Here is a 19,610-nt window from a genome sequence, read left to right on the forward strand (position 1 = left end):
TGCAAGCCGCCTACTGCAGACCGAGGAGGTGGCCGATGATTGTAACGCAGAGCGGGAAGACGATACCGGTGACAAGGCTCCAGAGAGGTCCGTCGCGAAACCCGTGGGTCAGCTTGTTTTCTGTCTCACGGGCCTGGTTGATCTGATTGATCGTGACATCGCCACCGGCTTGAATGTTGCCGATCGATTGCGAGGAGATGTTGGCGCCGACCAGTTGCTGCAATGTCAGAATATGTTCAGCCTGGGCGATCAATCGAAAATTGCCGAGCGCGCGATCTCTGAGCCAGGCGCCCACTAGGCAGAAGCTGAGAGCGGTGAGCCCGGCCAGATTAAAGAATGGAACCGGCATATCAAAAGACGGCTCCGGTGCCACCATCCACACGCCTCTGAACCAGGCGTAATGAGCATAAAGATATTTTATTTCTTGAATAAATGGGAAGAGAATTGGCCTCAATATCGCAGGGTCCGTAAAATAGGCGTATTTTACATATTCGGAGATTGGTATAAGAAGCCCTATAATGCAGAACGATATTCCAATATATTTGGAACGTGATGCGCGTTTGCGCGCAATTTGCAACATGCGGCCGATTTCTCCTATCGTGGAGTGGTGTCTGGAACACGGTAGCGGTGCGAAGGATGCGCGCCAAGACCTCGTATCAGGCTGCTGTTCAACAGCACTGCCGCGATGTCATGACGCGGAGCTACGGACAGCCGATCGCGGACGTGCGGCGTAAAAAAGCCCCCGCAGATCTGCGGGGGCCGTAAGCATTTGCTGCTCTCAGGGGATAGGCGGCACCGCCAGTAGCGACAATTGCGTCGGGCTGGCGGACAGTTCGAGATCGTCGTCGCTCTCCAGGATGCGGAGGAAGACGCCCTCCTTCGGGTCGAAAAACTCGCCGAAATCGTCTCCGCCAAGTTCCGCGCGAACCAGTTCCCACCAGTCGTCGAACGGGTCGACATCCGGGTTGCAACCGACCGCGTAGGCGAGCAGTTTGTGGCGCCCCGTCTCGGTGCGTTCTCCGCGTTCGGAGAGGAAATAGGTCCCTTGATCCTTGGCGAGGATGACACGGCATTGATTGGCGATCGCTTCGGCCAGCACGGGGCGAAGATCGGCGCCTTTGAATCGTAGTGACATGGATGGATTCTCCGGTTTTGGGAAAAAAAGCTCTCCACCCGAAGGATAGAGAGCCTGCAAGACGTGTTTGCAGGCTGTTTGGAACCGATGATTGGGACAATTGGCATCAACAGCGGTACTTCCGGGTTTCAGGCCCGGATTCGAAGCGCGTATCCTTATGGGTGGTGGTTTCGTTGCGCGAGCAGATGACCAGGCGGTCCTGAACGCTGGAAATCACGCCGCTGGCGCCTGGCGCTGACGGGTTTGCTTTTTGTCGACGACGCAGACCTTGATCTGGCGCCAGCTTCCGTCATCGATCAGGCTTTCCAGAACGGCGCCGAGATCGTCGAAATACACATCGTCGATGCGTTCGATCGTCTCCGTGCCGCGATGCAGTTCGACAACGTAGGTATCTCGGCCGCGATCATAGAGGATCGCGACCTGACCGCAGAATTTCGCGGTGGTGACCGAAAAGCCGATCGTGGGCGGCGTGGCGATAATATTGGCAGGGCTGGGATCGACCACAGTGAAGTCTCGCGCGCCAGCATCGACAAGCATATGCGTGATGCGCCGGAAGCCATCCGGGGCGGGCAATTGTTCAAGCTGGCTGATCAGATCGGCCAGCTCGGGACAATCGGGAGACGGGACCGGGAGTTTGGCCGGCGCCGAACCGAGTATGTATGTCTTTGAGGTACAAGATGTGCCGTCCGACAAATTCCGGGTCTGCACCTCCGGCGTGTCCGCTCGCAGGCCGTCGAAGCGGCGTCTGGCATACGGTTCGACGTGAATTTTAGCCCCATCGTCGGGTGCGACGGTGACGAGCTGACGATCGAGTACGGCGAACTGGGTGCGTCCAGTCTTGACGATGATGGCATCACGGGTCGTGGCGACGACCGTGCCGTCGAACGGGTTCGGGTCGACATAAAAACCCAGCGTCGAGCGCTTGGGCTGACCATCATAGATGGCGAACTGGAATCTGCGGGCGTTGGAGGGCACATGGCCACGAACCAGCGTCGGCATCTGTTCACGAATGGATTGGGTGTCCATGGAAAAGCTCCCTTGAATGCCAGGGGAGCTGCGCCCGCAAGGGAACAGGGTCCCCTTTGAGGCGTGATGGACGCGGGATGCGTCCGGTGAGGCGGGATGACCGTCACGGTGTGCCGTGATGCAGTCTCGAAGGTCTCGACTGCCTGGGATGTTGCCGGCAACGCCGGCGAACATGCGTGCAGGATTGCGCGCGGGCGCCGGGGATGCGGCTGAAAAACGGAAGAGAGCGACCTTCGTCTTGTCACAAACCGCGCGTCGCCCATGAGGCCGGAGAGCCGACGGGATCAGGTCTCAGGCACGAAGCGGTGCGTTCGGAAGGCGGGAAAGAACAGATGCGTCCATCGGTCGCCCGGTGTGTGGCCACCGTCGAAACGCACCAGCGCATAGTGATACAGGCCGTCATCGAGCAGATCGCGGATGGCAACAGACCGAAGACCTGTATCGGTCTTCCGGCGTGCCATGACTCGCGCGTCGCACGTGATGTCCACCTGTGCGAGACTGGCGAGACAGGAGCGGAACTGCTGATCGAAGTCATTCCCGTCGTCAGGCTCTCCGAACACGTCCCTCCAGCCGAGATCCGGCATCATATCGCGGAGGCAGGAAGGATCGTTCTGTTGATCGGCATGGTCGATCATGGGCGTGATGACCTGTGCGGTCGATAGGTCGGTCTGATTGGCGGCCGTGCCATCGTGTGAATGGGAACGTGACATGGGGATACTCCTTCGTCGAGACGCGAGCGCCGCATCACTGTCGGATTGGCGCTCGCGTGTGCTCAGAGATATTGGTTTTTGAAAATGCCGATTATGGCTCGTAGAGTTCGAGCCCTTCGAGGTCTGGAGCATCCTGGTCGAAGATCAGAATGCGGATATCGGCCTCGCCCGCGCGTTGCAGAATGTCGGCAAGAACCACGGGCAAACCACGGTCCAGGTTCTCTTGCCGCAACTCCTGGGGGGTGATGCCGTCGAGACGCAGATTGTCGTCGGTCCACGGCGTGGCGAACAGTTTCACGCCGACGGCCGGGCTGTCGGTGATAGGGAAGACGATGAACGGGAAGCCCGTAGGTGTGTGCTCGGTTGCCAGGCTGGTGAGGTATTCCCACGCTTCGCCGGTGAGATGGGCCGCGCTGATTTCCCAGCTGCGGCTGTAGACTCCGGTCTCGAAACTCAGGCGGCGCACGGTCTCCCGCGCCGCCTCGGGAGAACCGGCATCGCCGATATGAATTGGCTGGCCATCGAAATCGTCGCCGTAAACGGCGTAGAGAATGGCGCGGACGACACCCGCGTTGCCTTTGGTCGGCTCGATCCCGGAAGTGCCGGTGTCCCGGTCGCCGGGAATTACGGCGAAATCAAGCGTTACAATGCAGCGTGAGTGCAGCAAATCGTCGTCGCTGAAATGGACTTGCTCGGTATGAACCGGCCGCCGCAGAAGTGGGTAATCGGCTCCGGTGTCGATGCAGAGCATGCGCACGACGCGCAGGTTCTGATAGCCGCGGGCAAACGGATTGATTTCGTGTGACATGGGAATTCTCCAGAAAATGGTCGCTGGAGGCCCCTGATGCCGGGGTCGGACCCCAGCGGGTGAGAAGGGACGTGGATGGTTACGGGGCGTTTTCCGGCGTCGCGCCGGTAAGGAACTTGTTGACCCGTCAGGCCGTCAGGTCGTCGGACTTCGCCAGAGCCGCGAGAACGACATTGGGGGACAAGGCATCGGCGACCCGTTCGTAAATGACCGGGGCTTCGCTGTAGCAGACGGCTTCGGCGGTGCCGTCACCGATGGGAAAACGCGTGATATCCACGTCATCCGCATCCTGCGTGTCATAGTCGACGACGACGACACGAGGCTCTGGCAGGGTGGCGGGCCATCCCTGAAGAACGACGGCAATGACGAGGCCGCCTTCGAGGGCAACCGCGATGGAAGGTGTTTCAGACATGATCGCTCCTTCGGGAAACAGAGAGGCAGACGACCTCGCATGAGGCGCTGCCAAATCAGGTTGGAGTGGAAGAAATTCGCAGCGGGAGAATGCGAACACTCGGCCGTCGGGGCAGATGCAATCGGCGCCGGAGCGCGGAGAAAGGCCGCATCGACGCCTGACAGGCGCGCGTCCGCAACCTGATGCGAGGCGGACGAGGTGTGGTCCACGCGGAGTCATCCGCGTCGCAGCCCGGGGACCGTGGCTGCTGGCATGTGCCGACGGGTCAGCGCGTGCGGAGATCAGGATCGATGTGGTGCGCCGTGGCGTCGCTTGCCAATGCGCTGTTCCCGCCCTCCCCGTTATGCAGGACGTTCTTCAGGCGGTGCCCGAGCCACCCCATGCACGGCACGGCCATGGAATTGCCGATGGCCTTGTAGCGGGGTGCATCCGCGGCGGGTTTGCCGCGGTAGGGCACCAGCGTGTAGCCGTCGGGCAGGCCTTGCAGGCGCTCGCATTCGACCGGCATCAGACGACGGACCCGCCATGTCGACCAGGGTGGCGTTCCGCGCTCGGGGGTATAGAGAAGCTGCGTGCTGCAGGCGGGCGCTACAATATGTCCCTTGTCGCCGCCGCCGCTGCTGGCGCGCAGAGCCGGGGAGAGCGCCCCGCCCAGTTCGGCGCGGACACCATCCGCGCGTCCGCGAAATGTGACGCTGACCACCATCGGGCGGCCCTGGCCCGGTTTGCCGCCCCCGGTGGACAGCGCCCCCGCGATCTGGCCGTGGCCGGATTCGAAGCGGACTTCGCCGCGCGTGTTCTGCGCGAACGCCGCGATGGGTGGGCAGGCCACGATGGGCACGCCCTTTCCGGTGCCGTCCTCGCCGCTTCCCTTACCGCCGTTGGCCGTGCTCAGCGTGTGGCTGATGGAGCCCGCGACCGATTGTACCATGAAGGTTTCGACGTCGAAGTCGTTCTTCGGGCCGGCCGCCGCGGTCAGGCAGGCCGCGACATCGATCGAGCCCCGCGTATTGCCGCCGCCAAAGGAGAGTGTGATCGGGTCATAAGGACCCTTCACCCGGGCATAGTCACTCGGGACGCGAGAGCTTGGCGCAGCAGCATCGGCAGGTTCTTGCCACGGCGCGAAGCCCTGCGCAGGATCCCGGCGCAGGCCTTCGGACTCAAAAAGTACTGCGGCGGGATCGACGTCGTCTCGACCACTTGCCACAAGAAACACGCGGCGGCGTCGTTGGGCGACTCCGAAATATTGGGCGTCGAGCACACGCCATGCGATGCGGCGGCGGGGACCAGACACGTGACCCGCGTATGTCCACTTTCCCCCTGGCGGCTCGAGCGCGCGGTCTTCTCCGGCCAGGAGGCCCAGAAAGAGGCCGAAGGCGTTGTCGCGGGCGCTGAGGACGCCGGGCACATTTTCCCAGACGAGCGTCGAGCGCGGGCGGCGGGTTTCGGTGCGGACCTGATCGATGGCATTGGCAAGCTCCACATAGGCGAGGGTGAGCGCTCCGCGCGGATCGGCCAGGCCCTGGCGGAATCCCGCGACGCTGAAGGACTGGCAGGGGGTTCCTCCGACCAGGATGTCCGGCGCGACCGTGCTGCCGTCGCGAATTTTCGGGGCGAGAGTGGTCATGTCGCCCAGGTTCGGAACGTCGGGGTAATGGTGTGCGAGCACCGCGCACGGAAAGGGTTCGATCTCGGCGAACCAGGCGGGTCGCAGGCCGGCCGGCTGCCAGGCGAGGGTCACGGCCTCGATGCCGCTGCACACGCTGCCATAAAGCAGGGCGGGCGGCGCACTGTGTCCAGAGTTCATTTTGGGTGTCTCCTGTTCGGGTATCGGGAAAGCAGGAGCAAGGCGCCGCGGCCCGTATGGGACCGCGGCTGTCGAGAACAGGACCACCCGTGGGCTGGTCCGGCATCGGGCTGTCGTCAGGGCCGTTCGCCGGCGCAGCAATCGCACCCGACCCGTTTCGTGGCTGGGGTCGGCATTCGCTGGCGCACATCCGCGCACAAAAGGAGCCCGTTCTTTCCCCGGCGGGCACCGGAACGGAGTACCGTCAACCAGAAGAGGTCTCCCGAACCCTCATGCGCGGGCGACCAGGGATCGGGGGACCCCTTCCGATGAACGGAAGATAGTGAAGGGGGCGGCGAGGGATGCGCCGGAACAGAGAGGCGCCTTCCAGACCCGCGGCGAGGATCACTCGCGCAGGACGCGCGCCTCGTGGTGGAAGGAATGGCGCGCTGGCTCTCCCGCTGGGCTGCGGGATCTGGGCCATGCCGCCGGGTGGGCGCACATGGCTCAATGGGGAACCTGACGATGTCTGGTATCGATCGGGAGCGAGCAGCGCAGGCATCAAATCGTTCCAGGCAGGATCCTGAAATGGATGTGTCGCTCTGGCCGCCCGGTCGTCGTTTCCGCCGCGCTCAGGGATGGCGTTTACGGGCGCTGCCCCGCTTTTGCGTCTGGAGCGTCCCGTCACAGGTCGGATAGGTGCTGCACGACCAGAATGGCCCATTCTTGCCGGTGCGCTGACGGGTGGGCGCGCCGCATTTCGGACACGCGGGCGTGGAGGGCATCGCGATGGTCAGTGTCGCGCCGCGAAATTGCTGGACCAGCTGAGCGATCCATGTGGATTGGCGCGCAATGAAATCATCCAGCGTCATCTGTCCGGACTCGATCATGTCGAGGGCCTGTTCCCAGATGGCTGTCGTGGCGGGGTCGACAATGGCGGCCGGCACCGCGTCGATCAGGGTGAACGCGGCCTCGGATGCGCGGACGGCGCGTCCCTTCTTGACCAGATAGCCACGCCCGACCAGACCATTGATGATCCCGGCCCGCGTCGCTTCCGTGCCGATACCGGTAGTGTCCTTCAGCTTCTGCTTCAGGCGCGGATCGGTGACGAGTTTGGCCACGCCCTTCATCGCCTTGACCAGTTCTCCCTGCGTGTATGGTCTGGGCGGCAGCGTTTTTTGCACTTTGAGATCGACGGCATCGATCCGGCATGAGGCGCCGGATTGCAAGGGGGGCAGGATCTGGCTGCGGGGCGCGTTGTCGTCACCATCGCCTCCGACCGGCGCCGGCTCGACCAGGGCCTGGCGCCAGCCCTGCACGACGACCTGCTTGCCGACAGCCCGCAGGGTTTGATCGGCGCAGGTCAGGTGCGCGGTAGTACGATCATATTCGTGCGGCGGCAGGAACTGGGCCAGGTAATGCGCGCGGATCAGCGCGTAGACGGCGCGCTCCTTCGCACTCATGGCCGACAGGTCGGCGGGTTCCAGCGTCGGGATGATGCCATGGTGGGCGCTGACCTTGCTGTCGTCCCAGGCGCGGGAACGCTGGGCAGGGTCGAGCTGATCGATCAGGGGGCGCAGGCCCGGATCGGTTTTGACGAGGCTGGCGAGGACGGTCGGCACTTCGGCCAGCATGCTCTCGGGCAGGTGGCCGGAATCCGACCGCGGGTAGGTCGTGGCCTTGTGTGTCTCGTAGAGCGCCTGGGCGATATCCAGCGTTTCCTGCACGTCGAGCCCCAGCTGTCGCGAGCAGAGTTCCTGAAGCGTGCCAAGATCGAAGGGCAGCGGCGCGCCTTCGCGCACGCGCTCGGTTTCGACAGACAAGACCCGCGCCGTGCCGGCGGCACGCATGCGTTCCGCCGCCTGCTGTGCGACCGGCTGTTGCAGGCAGCGACCGGCCTCGTCGGTGCTATTTTCCGGGGGCACCCAACCAGCAAGAAAGCACTGGGTGCCGGCGGACAGGGTTGCGTCGATCGTCCAGTAGGGAACCGAGACGAAACGCGTGATCTCGCGGTCACGGTCGACGACGAGCTTGAGTGTTGGCGTCTGGACCCGGCCAACGGACAGCACACCCGTATAGCCCGCCTGACGACCGAGCAGGGTGAACAGCCGGCTGAGATTCATACCAATGAGCCAGTCTGCCCGGGAGCGCGCGAGAGCGGAGTAATAGAGCGGCAGGGTTTCGGCCGAGGGTTTGAGCGCGCCAAGCGCCTTGCGGATGGACACATCGTTGAGCGCCGAGAGCCACAGGCGCTGGATCGGGCCGCGATAGCCGCAGAGATCCAGGATCTCTCGCGCGATCATTTCGCCTTCGCGATCGGCGTCGGTGGCGATGACGATTTCCGTGGCCCGACCTACGCATTGCCGGACGATTTTGAGTTGCGTGGCCGTCGAGGGTTTGGGCTCGACACGCCAGCGCTCGGGGATGATCGGCAGTTGTTCGAGCCTCCAACGCCTGTATCCCTCATCGTAGGCTTCGGGCTGCGCGGCCTCGACCAGATGACCGATGCACCAGGTCACGACAATGCCCGAACCGGTATAGCAACCTGATCCCCGTTGCCGGGCGCCCAGCACGCGGGCGATGTCCTTGCCCTGAGATGGCTTCTCGCACAGATAGACGCGCATGAAACCTCCGGGTTCGGATGAATGGGGCGGTGGCTCACCAGCAACCCGCCACGATCATCCCCGGTGCGCGCGCGGGCGACAGCAAACAACGCGCACGCCGCACTTTCCCGTTGTCGCTGCCCGACGGGGAGGCCGCCGATCCGGCGGGGCGCGGCAATCCTTGCCCCGTGGGTCGGGACGATGATATATTCATTTGCTATATATCAACTCGGTTGCTGGAGTACTCGCCATGGACACCGCCAAGATTTTCTGGTCGGGACGCTCGCAGGCGGTCCGCCTGCCGAAAGAGTTCCGTCTCGACGCCGATGAGGTCCGGATTCGCCGTCATGGGGCGTCGATCATTCTTGAGCCGGTCGCTCAAGACTGGGCTTGGCTGAAGGAGGTCACAGGCCCCGTCGATGAGGAATTCGAGCGGGCTGTGACGGAGCCCGTCGCGCAGCAGGACCGGCCCGAACTGGATTTCTTTCGGTGAAATATCTGCTCGACAGCAACGCCGTGATCGCGTTGCTGAAAGGCCATCCGGGGTTTCTCTCCCGGCTGCACCAGCATACGCCTTCCGATTTCGGCCTGTCCGCGATCGTGACGCATGAGCTTTATTATGGAGCCTATAAGGGGAGTCGACGGGCGGAGAACCTCGCCCGCGTGGACGCCCTGCGCTTCGCGGTGCTGGAGTTCGATCGGGAGGACTCCCTGCGCGCGGGCGAATTGCGCGCGCTTCTGGCGCAGGCCGGGACGCCCATCGGTCCTCTCGACGTGCTGATCGCCGGACAGGCATGGGCACGCGGTCTGATCCTGATTACCCATAATGTCCGCGAATTTCAGCGCGTGGCGCAGATCCAGGTCGAGGATTGGCAGGATTGAGGGTGGCGCGGCGTGACAGGGGCGGCCGTGCGTTGGCGCAGCCACCCCTGTGAACACGCCTACCGTTCCGTCACAGGCTTTGCACCGAGCGTCACGGCCTCAATGCGATAGGGCAGAATGCCGACGCGGCGGGCTTCAACCTTGAAGGTAACCCGTTCATTCTCCTCGGCATCTTCCCATTCATCCCGCACGGTGCGCCCCTCGACCAGCACGCGCATCCCCTTCTGGTAGAGCGTCTGCCAGCGTTCGGCGTCACGATGCCAGAGTTCGACCGGTGCCCAGAAGCCACCGCGATCTTCGTAGGTGCCGTCCTTTTTCGGCACCGGATTGTCGAAATAGACGTTCAGGCGCAGCAGGCGGCGCGGTTCGTCGTTGCCGTTGGCGAATTCGCGATATTCGGGCGCGGAGCCGATATTGCCCTCGCCGCTGAAATGGGTGCTCATGATGCTGTCTCCGTGATGCTGGCGCTGGCCCCTTGGGGGGACTGCTCGTTGTGGAGGTCGAGGAACGACGGGTTCAGCTCACAGCCGATGAACCGTCGTCTGAGCCGGGTTGCAGCAGTGGCCGTGCGTCCGCTGCCCATGAATGGATCGAGAACGATACCGCCGATGCGCGAACCGGCCAGAACGCAGGGCGTGACGAGCGCGTCGGGAAACACCGCGAAATGGTCGCTTGTGGAGGGCTGGGTCGCGATGGTCCAGACGTCGCGCCGGTTGTGGTGTCCGCGCGCACCGATCTGATGCAGGCGACCGCGGATGCTGCCATTCGGGCCGGAGGAGCGTTCGCCCGGAGGCTGGCGCACCGGCCGGAGATTGCCTGGAGCGCGGGGATCGGACGAGGGCTCGCTGATGGCGCCCCGGTCGAAATAATACCGTCGCGATTTACTGAGCAGGAACAGATATTCGTGCGCCCGGGTGCAGCGATCGGTCACGCTCTCCGGCATCGGGTTGGGCTTGGCCCAGATGATGTCCTGACGCAGATACCAGCCGTCGTTGCGGAGCGCGAACGCCAGCATCCATGGTATGCCGATCAGATCCTTGCCTTTGAGCCCGTGTGGCGCGGGGGACCAGTGGCCGCCGCGCGGTCCCGTTGCCGTCGTGCCCATCGCTTGCCACCGCTGGCCCTGCCTGCCGCCGCCCGATTTCCCGGTTCCCGCGTAGCTGTCGCCGATATTGAGCCAGAGGGTGCCGTCGTCGGCCATGAGCCGGCCGACTTCGCGAAAGACGCCTACAAGGCTGGTGATGAAGGCGTCCGGAGTGTTTTCGGTGCCGATTTCGGCGGCCTGGTCCGGATGATCGGGTGGCAGGTAGCGGCGGAGCCCGAAATAGGGCGGACTCGTCACGCACATGTTCACGCGGACACCGTCGTCAGCCATCTGGCGCAGCAACACACGGCAATCACCGACATGGGTGCGGTCGAGCCAAACGGAGGCCGGGGTGCTGGTCATGTTACCGCCCTCGCATCCAGGAGTTCCGCCCGATGCGCCCGAACCGCGTCCGCCTCGGCCAGCTTGTCGGCGCAGTCCCGGGCCTGGCGCGCGAGTGTATGCAGTAGGCTGATCTGCATGTTCAGGGTGATCCGCTGGCTCTCCATCGCATGGAGATCGTCCAGCAGGGAGGCAGGCGTCGTTGGGTCAGCCATAAGGGCCTGCCACAGCGCGACCCCCATCTTCGAACGGTCGCGGTTGCGCCAGCGCAGAAAGGTCGTGCCTGCGCCAGTGGGTTGCTGGGCCAGTTGCACGCCGAGCAGCGCAAACGGGTAACGGTCCGCCTGCGCCAGGATCCGTCGCTGCGCCAGTCCGATGAGGTCGTCCCGAAGGGCTGAGCATTGGCTGGCCCAGGTCTCCAACCCCTTACCTTTAAAAGGTTGTAAAAGGCCTTTTAGGTAGGCCGCGTGTTCCAGACGCTGGAAGTCCGTGTGTTCCAGCGGGGTGAAATGAGGCCGGTCGGTCATTCTGGCGCACCTTCCTCATCGGCGGCCGCGGTCGTGTCGCCTGGCGTCTCGCCGGCCGTATCCAGAGATGCGTCCACCGATTCCACAGGCGTTGGCTCAGTCTCGGAGGTGCTACGCGCAGAAGCCGAGGTCACGGGCGATCGTCGGGAGATGGGCGGTGCGAAACGCGAGCGGCGCGTGCCTTCCAGCACATCCTGCGGCAGTTCGCCGAATTTCTCGATCGCCGCGCGCCCTGCGGCATTCTTCGAGGCGAAATCGTCGCGCGTGCAGCCCGAATAGCGATATTGCTGGGCCAGGCTGAACAGGCTGCGCAGCGCATGCGCGCCCTCGTTGAGCCAGCGCTCCAGGGTGGAGCGGTCGATCAGCGCCGTGTGATGGGCGAGGATCAGTTTCCGGGCCAGCTCATCGTAATCGGCCAGCAGGTAGAGCGCCATGAAACCGAGTTGCGAGGAGATGAAAAGCGGCAGCTTGACCGGCTGGACATTCAGATTCTCGCCGACGCTCAGGGCGGACGGAAGCCCTGCCAGAGCCTGATCGACCTGTTCGCGGAGCGTCTGGAGCTGGTCCCGGGTGGTGTTCAGCTTCTCTTCGATGCGCAGCATCCACCAGTCGCTGTACGGATCGTCCTGTTCGGCGCCACGTTTCATCCGGTTCATGACGGCGACATAGCCGTTGAGGCCGACAATGGCCGCCTTACCATCGGCCGCGGCGCGACCGTGCCAGATCCGCGACGCGTGGTGGGTATGCAATGTCAGCGACATCGTGCTCCGCAGGGAGCCGAGATTCAGTTGCAGGGTTTCCGTGGGACTGGCCATCAGCACCGCCTCGCAATAGGGGGAAGGCGCCACCATCCGGGTGGTCGGGAAGGCCGTCAGTCGCCAAACCGCATCGGCGCCCGGCCGGATAGACCGTCAGCCCGTTGCGGCGTGACGCGCCCGGAAGGCTGCGTGTCGCGCTATACCCGGGGTATAAATGCTGGAGGCGGTAATTCCGCCGGGTGGGGACGGCGCATGGGTTTGCTACGACCGTAGGCGTGAGCCGGTTCTGGAAGGCCGTCGGTTGCATTATACCCAGGGTATAGATGACGCTGCCGGACTTGATGCCGGCCGCTCTGACGGGCCGGTCGGCGTGCAGACCATGACGCGGCGCGACATGCGTGGGGGCCGGAACCGTCGTCGGAAGGCTGTCTGTGACGTTATACCCTGGGTATAATTTGCCCCGGACACGTCATCGTGCCCGTGGGGACGGCGGGACAGAGGCGAGCGGGCAACGGGGTCATTCTCAGGGGTGAGCGGTGGCTCCGGCCCGGTCCGGTTGTCGGACTCTCCTGCCCAGCCCAGGCGCGGAACGCGCCACGCAGGGCTTGCATGATCCCGAACAGATGCCCAGCAGGGTCTTGCAATGGTTCCGCTGTCCTTGAACTGAAATGGAATCATTCATATATGACGTGTTAAGACATCTAACTGGTCATATACGGACAAATACGATGGGATCGCCCAAGGTAAAGCCGGCGCTTGAGCGGCTGGGACGCGATGTGCGGCAGGCGCGTCTGCGGCGCGGGATCGCTGTGGCGGATCTCGCGGCGCGCGCCGGAACCTCGCCGAGTTCCATTGGCCGCCTCGAACGGGGCGATCCGGGCGTCGCCATCGGGACACTGGCCGACGTGCTGGTCGTGCTGGGTCTTCTGGAGCGTCTGGCGGACCTGATCGACATTCGCAAGGACGAGCTGGGGCTGGCGCTGACGACGGAACACGGACCGCGTCGCGGACGTTCGTTTGCGGCGCGGCTCCGCAGGCAGAAGGCGCAACCGGCTGGACAGCAGGATCAGCAGGACGTCGTGGACCCTGAAGGGGCATCGTTCTGATGGCTGAGTTCCTTGCCCAGGTTGCCCTCGGAGAGAGCCTGACGCCGGTTGGTCAGCTACGTTTCACGCATGCCGGGCCGCGGCAGTTTTCGACCTTCGCCTACGATGCCGCCTGGATCGAGAACTCCCGCGCCTTCGCCATGGAGCCGGATCTGTCGCTCGAGGGAGGGCCGTTTCACCGGTCGGGCCAGTCGGGACATATGCGTGACGCTTTGCCCGGTGCTTTTGCTGACGCCGCTCCGGACAGTTGGGGGCGCAGGTTGCTGGAACGCGCCTACGGCAATGGCCTCAACGAGTTCCAGTATCTGACGCTTGCCGACGATGTCTGCCGGCAGGGCGCGATGCGGTTTCTGGACAGCGAGGGCGCGATCATTCGCGGCAAGGCGACGGACTCCGTCCCCCGCCTGGTCGATCTGGAAGCCATCACGGCGATCGCCCGAGCCTATGAGCAAGGCGAGGACATTTCGGCCGAACAGATGCAGGCGCTGGCGGGCGCGGGCGGCTCCGGTGGCGCCCGTCCCAAGGCCAATGTCAGGGATGGCGATGTACTCTGGCTGGCGAAGTTCACCTCGGTTCACGATCAGCAGCCCGTCGAGCGTGTCGAGGTCGCCACGCTTCGTCTGGCGGAAGCCTGCGGCATCCGCACGCCTGCGACGCGACTGGAACTGGCGGACACGCCGTTCCCCGTAGCGTTGATCCAGCGCTTCGATCGGCGCGGGACGAGCCGGATTCCCTACATCTCGGCGCGTACAGCTCTGGGCAAGACCGGAGCGGAGCTGGGCTCCTACACCGAGATCGTCGATTTCATGCGGGCCTCGTCATCGGACCCCATGGCGGACTTCCGCGAACTCTACCGGCGTCTGATCTTCACGATCCTCGTGTCGAACAAGGATGATCACCTGAAAAACCACGGTTTCCTCTATGTGGGGGCCGGCCAATGGCGTCTGTCACCGGTGTTCGATGTGAACCCGGCGCCGGATCGCAACCCGCATCTTGAGACGGCGATCCTTGAGGGTGGCCCTCATGATCGGTCGATCGATCTGGCGCTGGAGGCGTGCGCGTTCTTCGAGATCCCCGAGCCGGAGGCGCGGCAGGCGATCCGTGCGATGGCGCAGCGCATCTCGGACGGGTGGCGGGAAGCCTTCCGTGAGGTTGGTGTCTGGGGCGCACAGGCGCGCCACTATGAGCCGGCTTTCGCGAGTGACCAGATGCAGGCGGCGCTTACAATTTAGGTCATATATGACAAATTGAGTGACTTTTCCTCCCAGATATGACCGATACGTCGCAAGCGGTGTGGGCTTAATCGTTTGAATCCCGCTGTCCGGCCCAGGCGCGAAATTCTCCGCGTAGCGCCTTCTGCACGATCCCGAACAGATACCCGGCAGGATTGCGGATCGGCGTGCTGTCGCAGCGGGCGTCCCATTCGTCGAGGATGGGCTGATGCAGCGCGCTGTCGATCGCCTGCAAGGCCGCCAGGACGCCGGCCTGTTGCTCAGGGGTGAGCGTCATGAAGCGTTCCGGCGGTGTCAGCGCACCGCGCGCGCGATGTACAGGCCGTACAGTATGTATTTTTTTATTGTCTTCTTTACGTACAGTACGGTCCGTCTTCGGATTCCGAAGAGAGCCGTTTTCCGCGGAGTCTGGACCGACTTCGGAATCCGAAGAAGGGCGCCGCCGATTCCGAAGACGGTGCGCTCGACCCTCTTCGGAATCAGGATTACCCACAGCCTGTGGATAACTTGCGGAGAGCAGTCCATCCTGTGCCGACAGCCGTTGCGCGATCGTGCGCAGACGCGTGGGCAGGATCTGATGCCTCAGAGCGTCGTCTTCGGTGATTTCCTTCAGCACCAGCATGCCGATCCGTTGCAGCGACACGCTGGCGTGCGTGAGCGCCCGGCCGACCAGATCCAAATAGTCCATGTCGAGCTGAATCCCCTCGTAAGGGGTGAGAGGTTCGTCGTGCAGGACATAGAGATTGCCGAGGACGCGACCGGACACCGGATCGCGGCGGCGGCGCGCCAGGCTGATCCAGCGGGTCAGGCGCATGGCCGTCAGGGCACGGGCGACAGTTTCGTGGGAGGCGCGCCCGGCGCCAGGCATGGAGGCGAGAAAGGGAGCAAGCTCGTCGTAGCTCGGAAACGCCGTGACGCCATCGTCATTGAGCAGCAGGCGGAAAACCTGCCAGGCATTGCGTTCCAGCGGCGTCAGGCGGCGGTCAAGAATAAGACCGCGCGGCACGGCGTCATGGCGGTTGCCCGAGAAGAGGAGGCCGTCAGTGCGCGCGGTGGCAGGCCGGGCTGTGTCGTGTGCTCGCTCGGCCTGCATGCGGTGCAGGGCGTCGTCGAACAGGGCGCCCAGCATTGCGGGACCGCGTGGCGGTCGTGAACGGGTCATGGTTAGATCTGGCCTTCATCGATCCATCCACGAATGGCGCTCCAGACGACGGATAATGGCAGGCCGGTGCTTTCGGCGAGGTCGGCGGCCAGCGCGAACATCGCCGTCTCGTCCTGCAGCGGGATGTCGCGCGCCTTCACGGCGGCACTCCAGGTTTCCCATAATGTCGCGTCCTGCTCTTCGGTCAGGACGGGATGGCGGCCCTTACGCTTCGGCAATCCGATGACGGCGCGTCGCAGCGCGATTTCCTGATGCGTCAGCCCGTAGAAGCGGGTGATCAGTTCAGTGCTGGCGCCAAGGCGGAGCAGTCGGTCGATCTCCTCGACCTCCCGGGCGACGTTGTCCACCTGCTGCAGCAGACGTCGCAGTTCCTCGCGGTTGATCGTCACCGCGCACCAGCATATCGCGGCGTTGGCGAGAATGCTGGCCATCGCCGGGTTCTTCAGGGCGTCCAGATCCTGGGCATCGAACCCCATCGAGCGCGCCCGCCGCAACTGGCCGTTGCGTAGATCGTGCAATGCCTGGGCGATCACCGCCTGATTGAGGGGATGGGGACCGGACATCGCAGCCTGTCCCTACAATCCGGGCATGGCGGCGTCGCCCGAATTCGGTTGCGCGTCGATGTCCATCAGGCGGCGTCCCAGCCGGATCAGGCGGAAGAGCTTGACCAGTCCGGCGTCGCTCAGCCGCAAGAAGCTTTCTTCGGGCGTGTCCGAGCCGATCAGGAGGGAGCGGAGATCGCCGGGCAGGCCCGCCGGACCCGACGGTGAAACCGGCGAACCGCTCAGCATCCGCAACAGAGCCAGCACAATCTGCGCCATGGCCGGTGCATCGTCGGACGCTACCATTTGTGGGGCGAACGGGCACGCGAAACCGAGGCCCGTGTCGTCTTCGGTTACGCTGTCGTCATCGAGACCCGCTTCATGCGCGATTTCACGGGCGAACTGCGCGATATGCAGACGAAGATGCTCCGGCGTGTCCAGTTCGGGTTCGATGTGCCAGACGTCTGAAATCGGATAGAGGCCACCGGCACGAACGGGAATGGCGTGCAGGACTGCGTCTCCGAAATCATGGAGGGCTTCACCCGTGTGTCCGGCAACCAGACGCTGAATGGCGTCGAGCCGATCACTGCCCGGCACGGTCGAGACCACATGGGCCTCAATCCGTGCGACTGGCGTGGCATCGATGGGCGTGTCGTCCACGATGTACGTCGGTGGAGGCTCCGCTGCATGCATGACGTCGGCGCGCTCGGCAGGGGGCGGCTGCGAAGGTACTTTCGACTGGACCGACTGTTGTTCCGACGGCGCGGATGCCGGTGGCTGGGAAGGCGTCGGCGCTTCGGCCGCGAGCGCCTGCCAGCGCCGGTCGGAATCGACGATCTCAAGGGCGAGCGTGTCGTAATTCTCGCCCAACAGATCCGCCATCTGACCCACCAGCTCGTCCTGCACGTGCTGCGTCGAGAACTGGCCGGGGTCCGCGTCGAAGCCTGCAAGCACGTCCTGGAACAGGGTTGGAAAATCGGCGTTGTCGGGGGTGGTCGTCGTTCGGCTCTCCCATGTCCGGGCGGCGGACCGGCGCAAGGCGGTCAGTTGCTCGATCTGGTGGCGACCCAGCCCGGCATAGAGGACGTTTGGAATAGCGGGCAGAAGGTACTGGATCGCCTCCTGCATGCGGCTGATATGCGGTTGCGGAACAGGATAGCCATCGGCCCGGAGACGCCGCGCGAGATCCGATTGCGTCAGTGTCTTGCCCGTCTCCGTTTCATACAATTCGCGCGCCTTGGCGACGCCGAGCGCCCGTTCGATGAAGGTCAGGCCACCATGCAGCTCGTTTTCCGCGAGGTGGCCGGTCAGGGCGAGGATCTCCCCGCGCTGGGGCCAGGGCCGGAAGAGGCAGGAAATTCGGTAGAATCGCTCGTCGCGAGTCTCGGCCCACAGGTCGCGGAGAATGGCGAGGCGCGTATTTCCGCCATTGCGGATGATGTAATGGTCGGTGCCTGGCCGACGGGTGATCGGTGGCGGCGCATCGAGGCCGCGCTCGCGAATGGAAGCCTTGATGTCGTCGTAGAGCGGATTGCGGGTGATGCGCGGGTCGAGTTCATAGGACCGAAGCTGGTCGAGCGTCACCACCATCGGGGTATCCGCCACGGGGTCGCTCAGGCGCTCGGCGGCTTGCCCGGTATGATGGAAGCCGTCGTTCACCAGGCGCGCGGCCATATCCTGGGGGGAGAGATCAGCCATGACCGCGTGCTCCCTTCCGATCGGCGGTGGCATGGCGTTGCACGCGGCGCAGCATCGCACGCGCGTTCCGGCCGGCACGATGATCGCTGGCGGTCGTGCTGGTGTAGATCGGGGGCAGCCCCTCCTTGACGAATTTCAGGTGTCCCCCGGCCGTGCGATGGACGCTCCAGCCCGCGCTCAGCGCGTATTCGATCAGAGGCAGCAGCCGTTTATGGCCTCGGGCGAGTTCACGCGCGTTCGACATTGACGCTCCCCCCTCGTATCTTGCCGTTGACCTGGGCGAAGCGGTCCCGCCATTGCGGGCACAGCTCCGTTGCGACATCGCGCATGGCCTCCAGCGCGGAAGGGGCAAGCCGCCCGGACGGCCGCCGGTGTTCGACCCGGTGCGCCGGCAAGCCCTGCGTGGCCGCACGGGCGATGGATTCGATGGAAGGCATCTGGGCCTCCATCAGATGGATCGCGGCTTCGGGATCGTCAGGGAAAATGAGCCGTAATCCATCTCCGACGAGACGGGCCGTGGAGGAGATCGCGGGCACGCGGTTGATCAGGAGATGCAGCGGCGGCGGTTCGATCCCGAGACGGCGAAACGGAGCCAGGTCGGAGACCAGTTGCAGCGTGCCGCGGCGCAACTCGCGCGCCGCGAGGATTTCCGGCGTCACCGGGGACATCGCCAGATCGGAAGCCAGCAGCGCCATTTCCAGCACGACGCTGCGTGCGCCCTGGGTGTCGATCAGCAGCAGGTCATAATGCGGCCGAAAAATCGGGAGCAGGTTGCGCAATCTCAGGCGACCGTCGGGCGCATGCAGCAGCAGCGTGCCCAGCTGGTGCTGCGGATCGTTGGAGAGGATCACGTCAAGGCGCGAAATCACCGTGTGGGAAACGAGCGTTGCCAGATCGGACTCGTTGTGGGCCAGCAGTTCATACACACCAGCTGGCGCGCGGTGATCGAGCGCATAGTAAGACGAGAGAGTGGGCTGTGCGTCGAGGTCGAGCAACAGAACGCGCAGGCCGGCATCGGCGGCGAAACCGCCGAGATTGGCCGCCATGGTTGTCTTGCCCACGCCACCTTTGGTCGATACGATGCAGATACTGTACATGACATGCTCCTGATGAAGACGGGGGGAGCAGGGTCAGGATCGTTCCTTGAGGCGTGCGACGATCCAGCGATCGATTTCATCCGAGTCCCAGCCGACGGCACGGATGCCGATGCGGATGGGCCTGGGGAAGGTGCCGGCCTTCATGAGCTTGTAGATATGCGCTCGCTTGAAACCGGTTTTGATTTCGACCTCCGATCGCCTCAGAACACGGCGTTCGGGCGAAGACGTTCCTTCTCGCACGTTACGATCCTTCCCTGACGCTCTATGGAACTTCCGTATGCTCTTCATCAGGCGGCAGCGCCGGCTGCCGCATTTGTCAAAGCGAATAGGGCGCGGACCCTATTGGTTAGCGGCCCGCGCAGACCCAGAGGAAGGTGAGATGCGGGCCAGAATGACTATGGTCCGCAGAGACCTCCAATAAAGTGGTAATTCGATCGGGCGGTCGTGATTTGGTGAATGGGCGAAGAGAAAAAATAAAAAATAGCAGTTCGGTCTGGCTGATTTCCGCATCTCGAACCTGGCCGCTCCAAGGAATGTCTAATACTTTTGGTGCTGAATTTTGCAAAATTGATACGGAATTGTTTCATGTCTAGCCCGGAAATCTCACACGGGAAGGTGCATCGGGCTCTGAAATCGGCGAAAGTTCTTGTTGGAAAAGCAAAATCCGCGAGCGAGGCCAGAGACCCGATGCAGACAGAGT

Annotated in this window: 22 protein-coding genes; 4 read left to right on the top strand and 18 right to left on the bottom strand. The window is 63.7% G+C overall.

Annotated elements, in window-relative coordinates:
- Positions 1-10: 10 nt before the first annotated feature.
- The 8 genes from HLH48_RS20260 to HLH48_RS20295 form a co-directional block, all read right to left on the bottom strand.
- A complete protein-coding gene (locus HLH48_RS20260; protein WP_182999289.1) occupies positions 11-580 on the bottom strand; it encodes a hypothetical protein in 570 nt (189 codons plus the stop codon).
- A 198-nt stretch (positions 581-778) separates the two neighbouring features.
- Positions 779-1,135, bottom strand: a complete 357-nt coding sequence (locus HLH48_RS20265) for a DUF3085 domain-containing protein (protein WP_182999290.1) — start codon at positions 1,133-1,135, stop codon at positions 779-781.
- A gap of 213 nt (positions 1,136-1,348) precedes the next feature.
- The gene (locus tag HLH48_RS20270) at positions 1,349-2,161 is read right to left on the bottom strand and encodes a GTPase (protein WP_182999291.1); all 813 of its coding nucleotides are present in this window, start codon (positions 2,159-2,161) and stop codon (positions 1,349-1,351) included.
- Positions 2,162-2,445: 284 nt separating this feature from the next.
- Positions 2,446-2,871: a hypothetical protein gene (locus HLH48_RS20275; RefSeq protein ID WP_182999292.1), complete on the bottom strand. Its 426-nt coding sequence runs from the start codon at positions 2,869-2,871 to the stop codon at positions 2,446-2,448.
- Positions 2,872-2,962: 91 nt separating this feature from the next.
- Positions 2,963-3,679, bottom strand: a complete 717-nt coding sequence (locus HLH48_RS20280) for a DUF5983 family protein (RefSeq protein ID WP_182999293.1) — start codon at positions 3,677-3,679, stop codon at positions 2,963-2,965.
- Between the two features lie 127 nt (positions 3,680-3,806).
- On the bottom strand, positions 3,807-4,091 hold the full coding sequence (locus tag HLH48_RS20285) for a hypothetical protein (protein ID WP_182999294.1): 285 nt from the start codon (positions 4,089-4,091) through the stop codon (positions 3,807-3,809).
- A gap of 265 nt (positions 4,092-4,356) precedes the next feature.
- Positions 4,357-5,898 (bottom strand): DNA cytosine methyltransferase, encoded by a 1,542-nt coding sequence (locus tag HLH48_RS20290; protein WP_182999295.1) that lies wholly within the window; start codon positions 5,896-5,898, stop codon positions 4,357-4,359.
- 611 nt (positions 5,899-6,509) lie between these two features.
- Positions 6,510-8,501: a DNA topoisomerase III gene (locus HLH48_RS20295; protein ID WP_182999296.1), complete on the bottom strand. Its 1,992-nt coding sequence runs from the start codon at positions 8,499-8,501 to the stop codon at positions 6,510-6,512.
- A 229-nt stretch (positions 8,502-8,730) separates the two neighbouring features.
- On the opposite strand from HLH48_RS20295, the gene HLH48_RS20300 reads away from it, so the two are divergent.
- Both HLH48_RS20300 and HLH48_RS20305 read left to right on the top strand, forming a co-directional pair.
- Positions 8,731-8,973 (top strand): antitoxin, encoded by a 243-nt coding sequence (locus HLH48_RS20300; protein ID WP_182999297.1) that lies wholly within the window; start codon positions 8,731-8,733, stop codon positions 8,971-8,973.
- Complete coding sequence (locus HLH48_RS20305; protein WP_182999298.1) at positions 8,970-9,362, top strand: type II toxin-antitoxin system VapC family toxin; 393 nt, start codon at positions 8,970-8,972, stop codon at positions 9,360-9,362. The genes HLH48_RS20300 and HLH48_RS20305 overlap by 4 nt, the downstream gene beginning before the upstream one ends.
- Before the next feature lie 59 nt (positions 9,363-9,421).
- On the opposite strand, the gene HLH48_RS20310 is transcribed toward HLH48_RS20305, so the two are convergent.
- From HLH48_RS20310 to HLH48_RS20325, 4 genes are read right to left on the bottom strand one after another with little or no spacing between them, the layout of a single operon-like run.
- Positions 9,422-9,805 carry a single-stranded DNA-binding protein gene (locus HLH48_RS20310; protein WP_182999299.1) on the bottom strand — a complete coding sequence of 128 codons (384 nt, stop codon included), beginning with the start codon at positions 9,803-9,805 and terminating at the stop codon, positions 9,422-9,424.
- Complete coding sequence (locus tag HLH48_RS20315; RefSeq protein ID WP_220795232.1) at positions 9,802-10,809, bottom strand: DNA-methyltransferase; 1,008 nt, start codon at positions 10,807-10,809, stop codon at positions 9,802-9,804. Before HLH48_RS20315 ends, HLH48_RS20310 begins: the two co-directional genes overlap by 4 nt.
- Positions 10,806-11,315 (bottom strand): DUF3158 family protein, encoded by a 510-nt coding sequence (locus HLH48_RS20320; protein ID WP_182999300.1) that lies wholly within the window; start codon positions 11,313-11,315, stop codon positions 10,806-10,808. Before HLH48_RS20320 ends, HLH48_RS20315 begins: the two co-directional genes overlap by 4 nt.
- Complete coding sequence (locus tag HLH48_RS20325; RefSeq protein ID WP_456305418.1) at positions 11,312-12,166, bottom strand: PFL_4669 family integrating conjugative element protein; 855 nt, start codon at positions 12,164-12,166, stop codon at positions 11,312-11,314. The genes HLH48_RS20320 and HLH48_RS20325 overlap by 4 nt, the downstream gene beginning before the upstream one ends.
- A 635-nt stretch (positions 12,167-12,801) precedes the next feature.
- On the opposite strand from HLH48_RS20325, the gene HLH48_RS20330 reads away from it, so the two are divergent.
- Both HLH48_RS20330 and HLH48_RS20335 read left to right on the top strand, forming a co-directional pair.
- Complete coding sequence (locus HLH48_RS20330; protein ID WP_182999301.1) at positions 12,802-13,179, top strand: helix-turn-helix domain-containing protein; 378 nt, start codon at positions 12,802-12,804, stop codon at positions 13,177-13,179.
- A complete protein-coding gene (locus HLH48_RS20335) occupies positions 13,179-14,411 on the top strand; it encodes a type II toxin-antitoxin system HipA family toxin (protein ID WP_182999302.1) in 1,233 nt (410 codons plus the stop codon). Before HLH48_RS20330 ends, HLH48_RS20335 begins: the two co-directional genes overlap by 1 nt.
- Before the next feature lie 67 nt (positions 14,412-14,478).
- Here the strand turns inward: HLH48_RS20335 and HLH48_RS20340 are convergent, their stop codons facing one another.
- Genes HLH48_RS20340 through HLH48_RS20365 form a run of 6 tightly spaced genes read right to left on the bottom strand, consistent with a single transcriptional unit; the run spans position 14,479 to position 19,150 of the window.
- A complete protein-coding gene (locus HLH48_RS20340; RefSeq protein WP_182999303.1) occupies positions 14,479-15,540 on the bottom strand; it encodes an STY4528 family pathogenicity island replication protein in 1,062 nt (353 codons plus the stop codon).
- A 35-nt stretch (positions 15,541-15,575) separates the two neighbouring features.
- Positions 15,576-16,136: a DUF2857 domain-containing protein gene (locus HLH48_RS20345; protein WP_182999304.1), complete on the bottom strand. Its 561-nt coding sequence runs from the start codon at positions 16,134-16,136 to the stop codon at positions 15,576-15,578.
- A gap of 12 nt (positions 16,137-16,148) precedes the next feature.
- Positions 16,149-17,774 carry a ParB family protein gene (locus HLH48_RS20350; RefSeq protein WP_456305419.1) on the bottom strand — a complete coding sequence of 542 codons (1,626 nt, stop codon included), beginning with the start codon at positions 17,772-17,774 and terminating at the stop codon, positions 16,149-16,151.
- Positions 17,775-17,805: 31 nt separating this feature from the next.
- On the bottom strand, positions 17,806-18,057 hold the full coding sequence (locus HLH48_RS20355; RefSeq protein WP_182999305.1) for a type II toxin-antitoxin system HicA family toxin: 252 nt from the start codon (positions 18,055-18,057) through the stop codon (positions 17,806-17,808).
- Positions 18,041-18,910, bottom strand: a complete 870-nt coding sequence (locus HLH48_RS20360; RefSeq protein WP_182999306.1) for a ParA family protein — start codon at positions 18,908-18,910, stop codon at positions 18,041-18,043. Before HLH48_RS20360 ends, HLH48_RS20355 begins: the two co-directional genes overlap by 17 nt.
- Positions 18,911-18,943: 33 nt before the next feature.
- Positions 18,944-19,150, bottom strand: a complete 207-nt coding sequence (locus HLH48_RS20365; RefSeq protein WP_264812522.1) for an AlpA family transcriptional regulator — start codon at positions 19,148-19,150, stop codon at positions 18,944-18,946.
- Between the last annotated feature and the right edge of the window lie 460 nt (positions 19,151-19,610).

The sequence above is a fragment of the Gluconacetobacter sacchari genome (genome assembly GCF_014174255.1).
Taxonomy (GTDB): Bacteria; Pseudomonadota; Alphaproteobacteria; order Acetobacterales; family Acetobacteraceae; genus Gluconacetobacter; species Gluconacetobacter sacchari.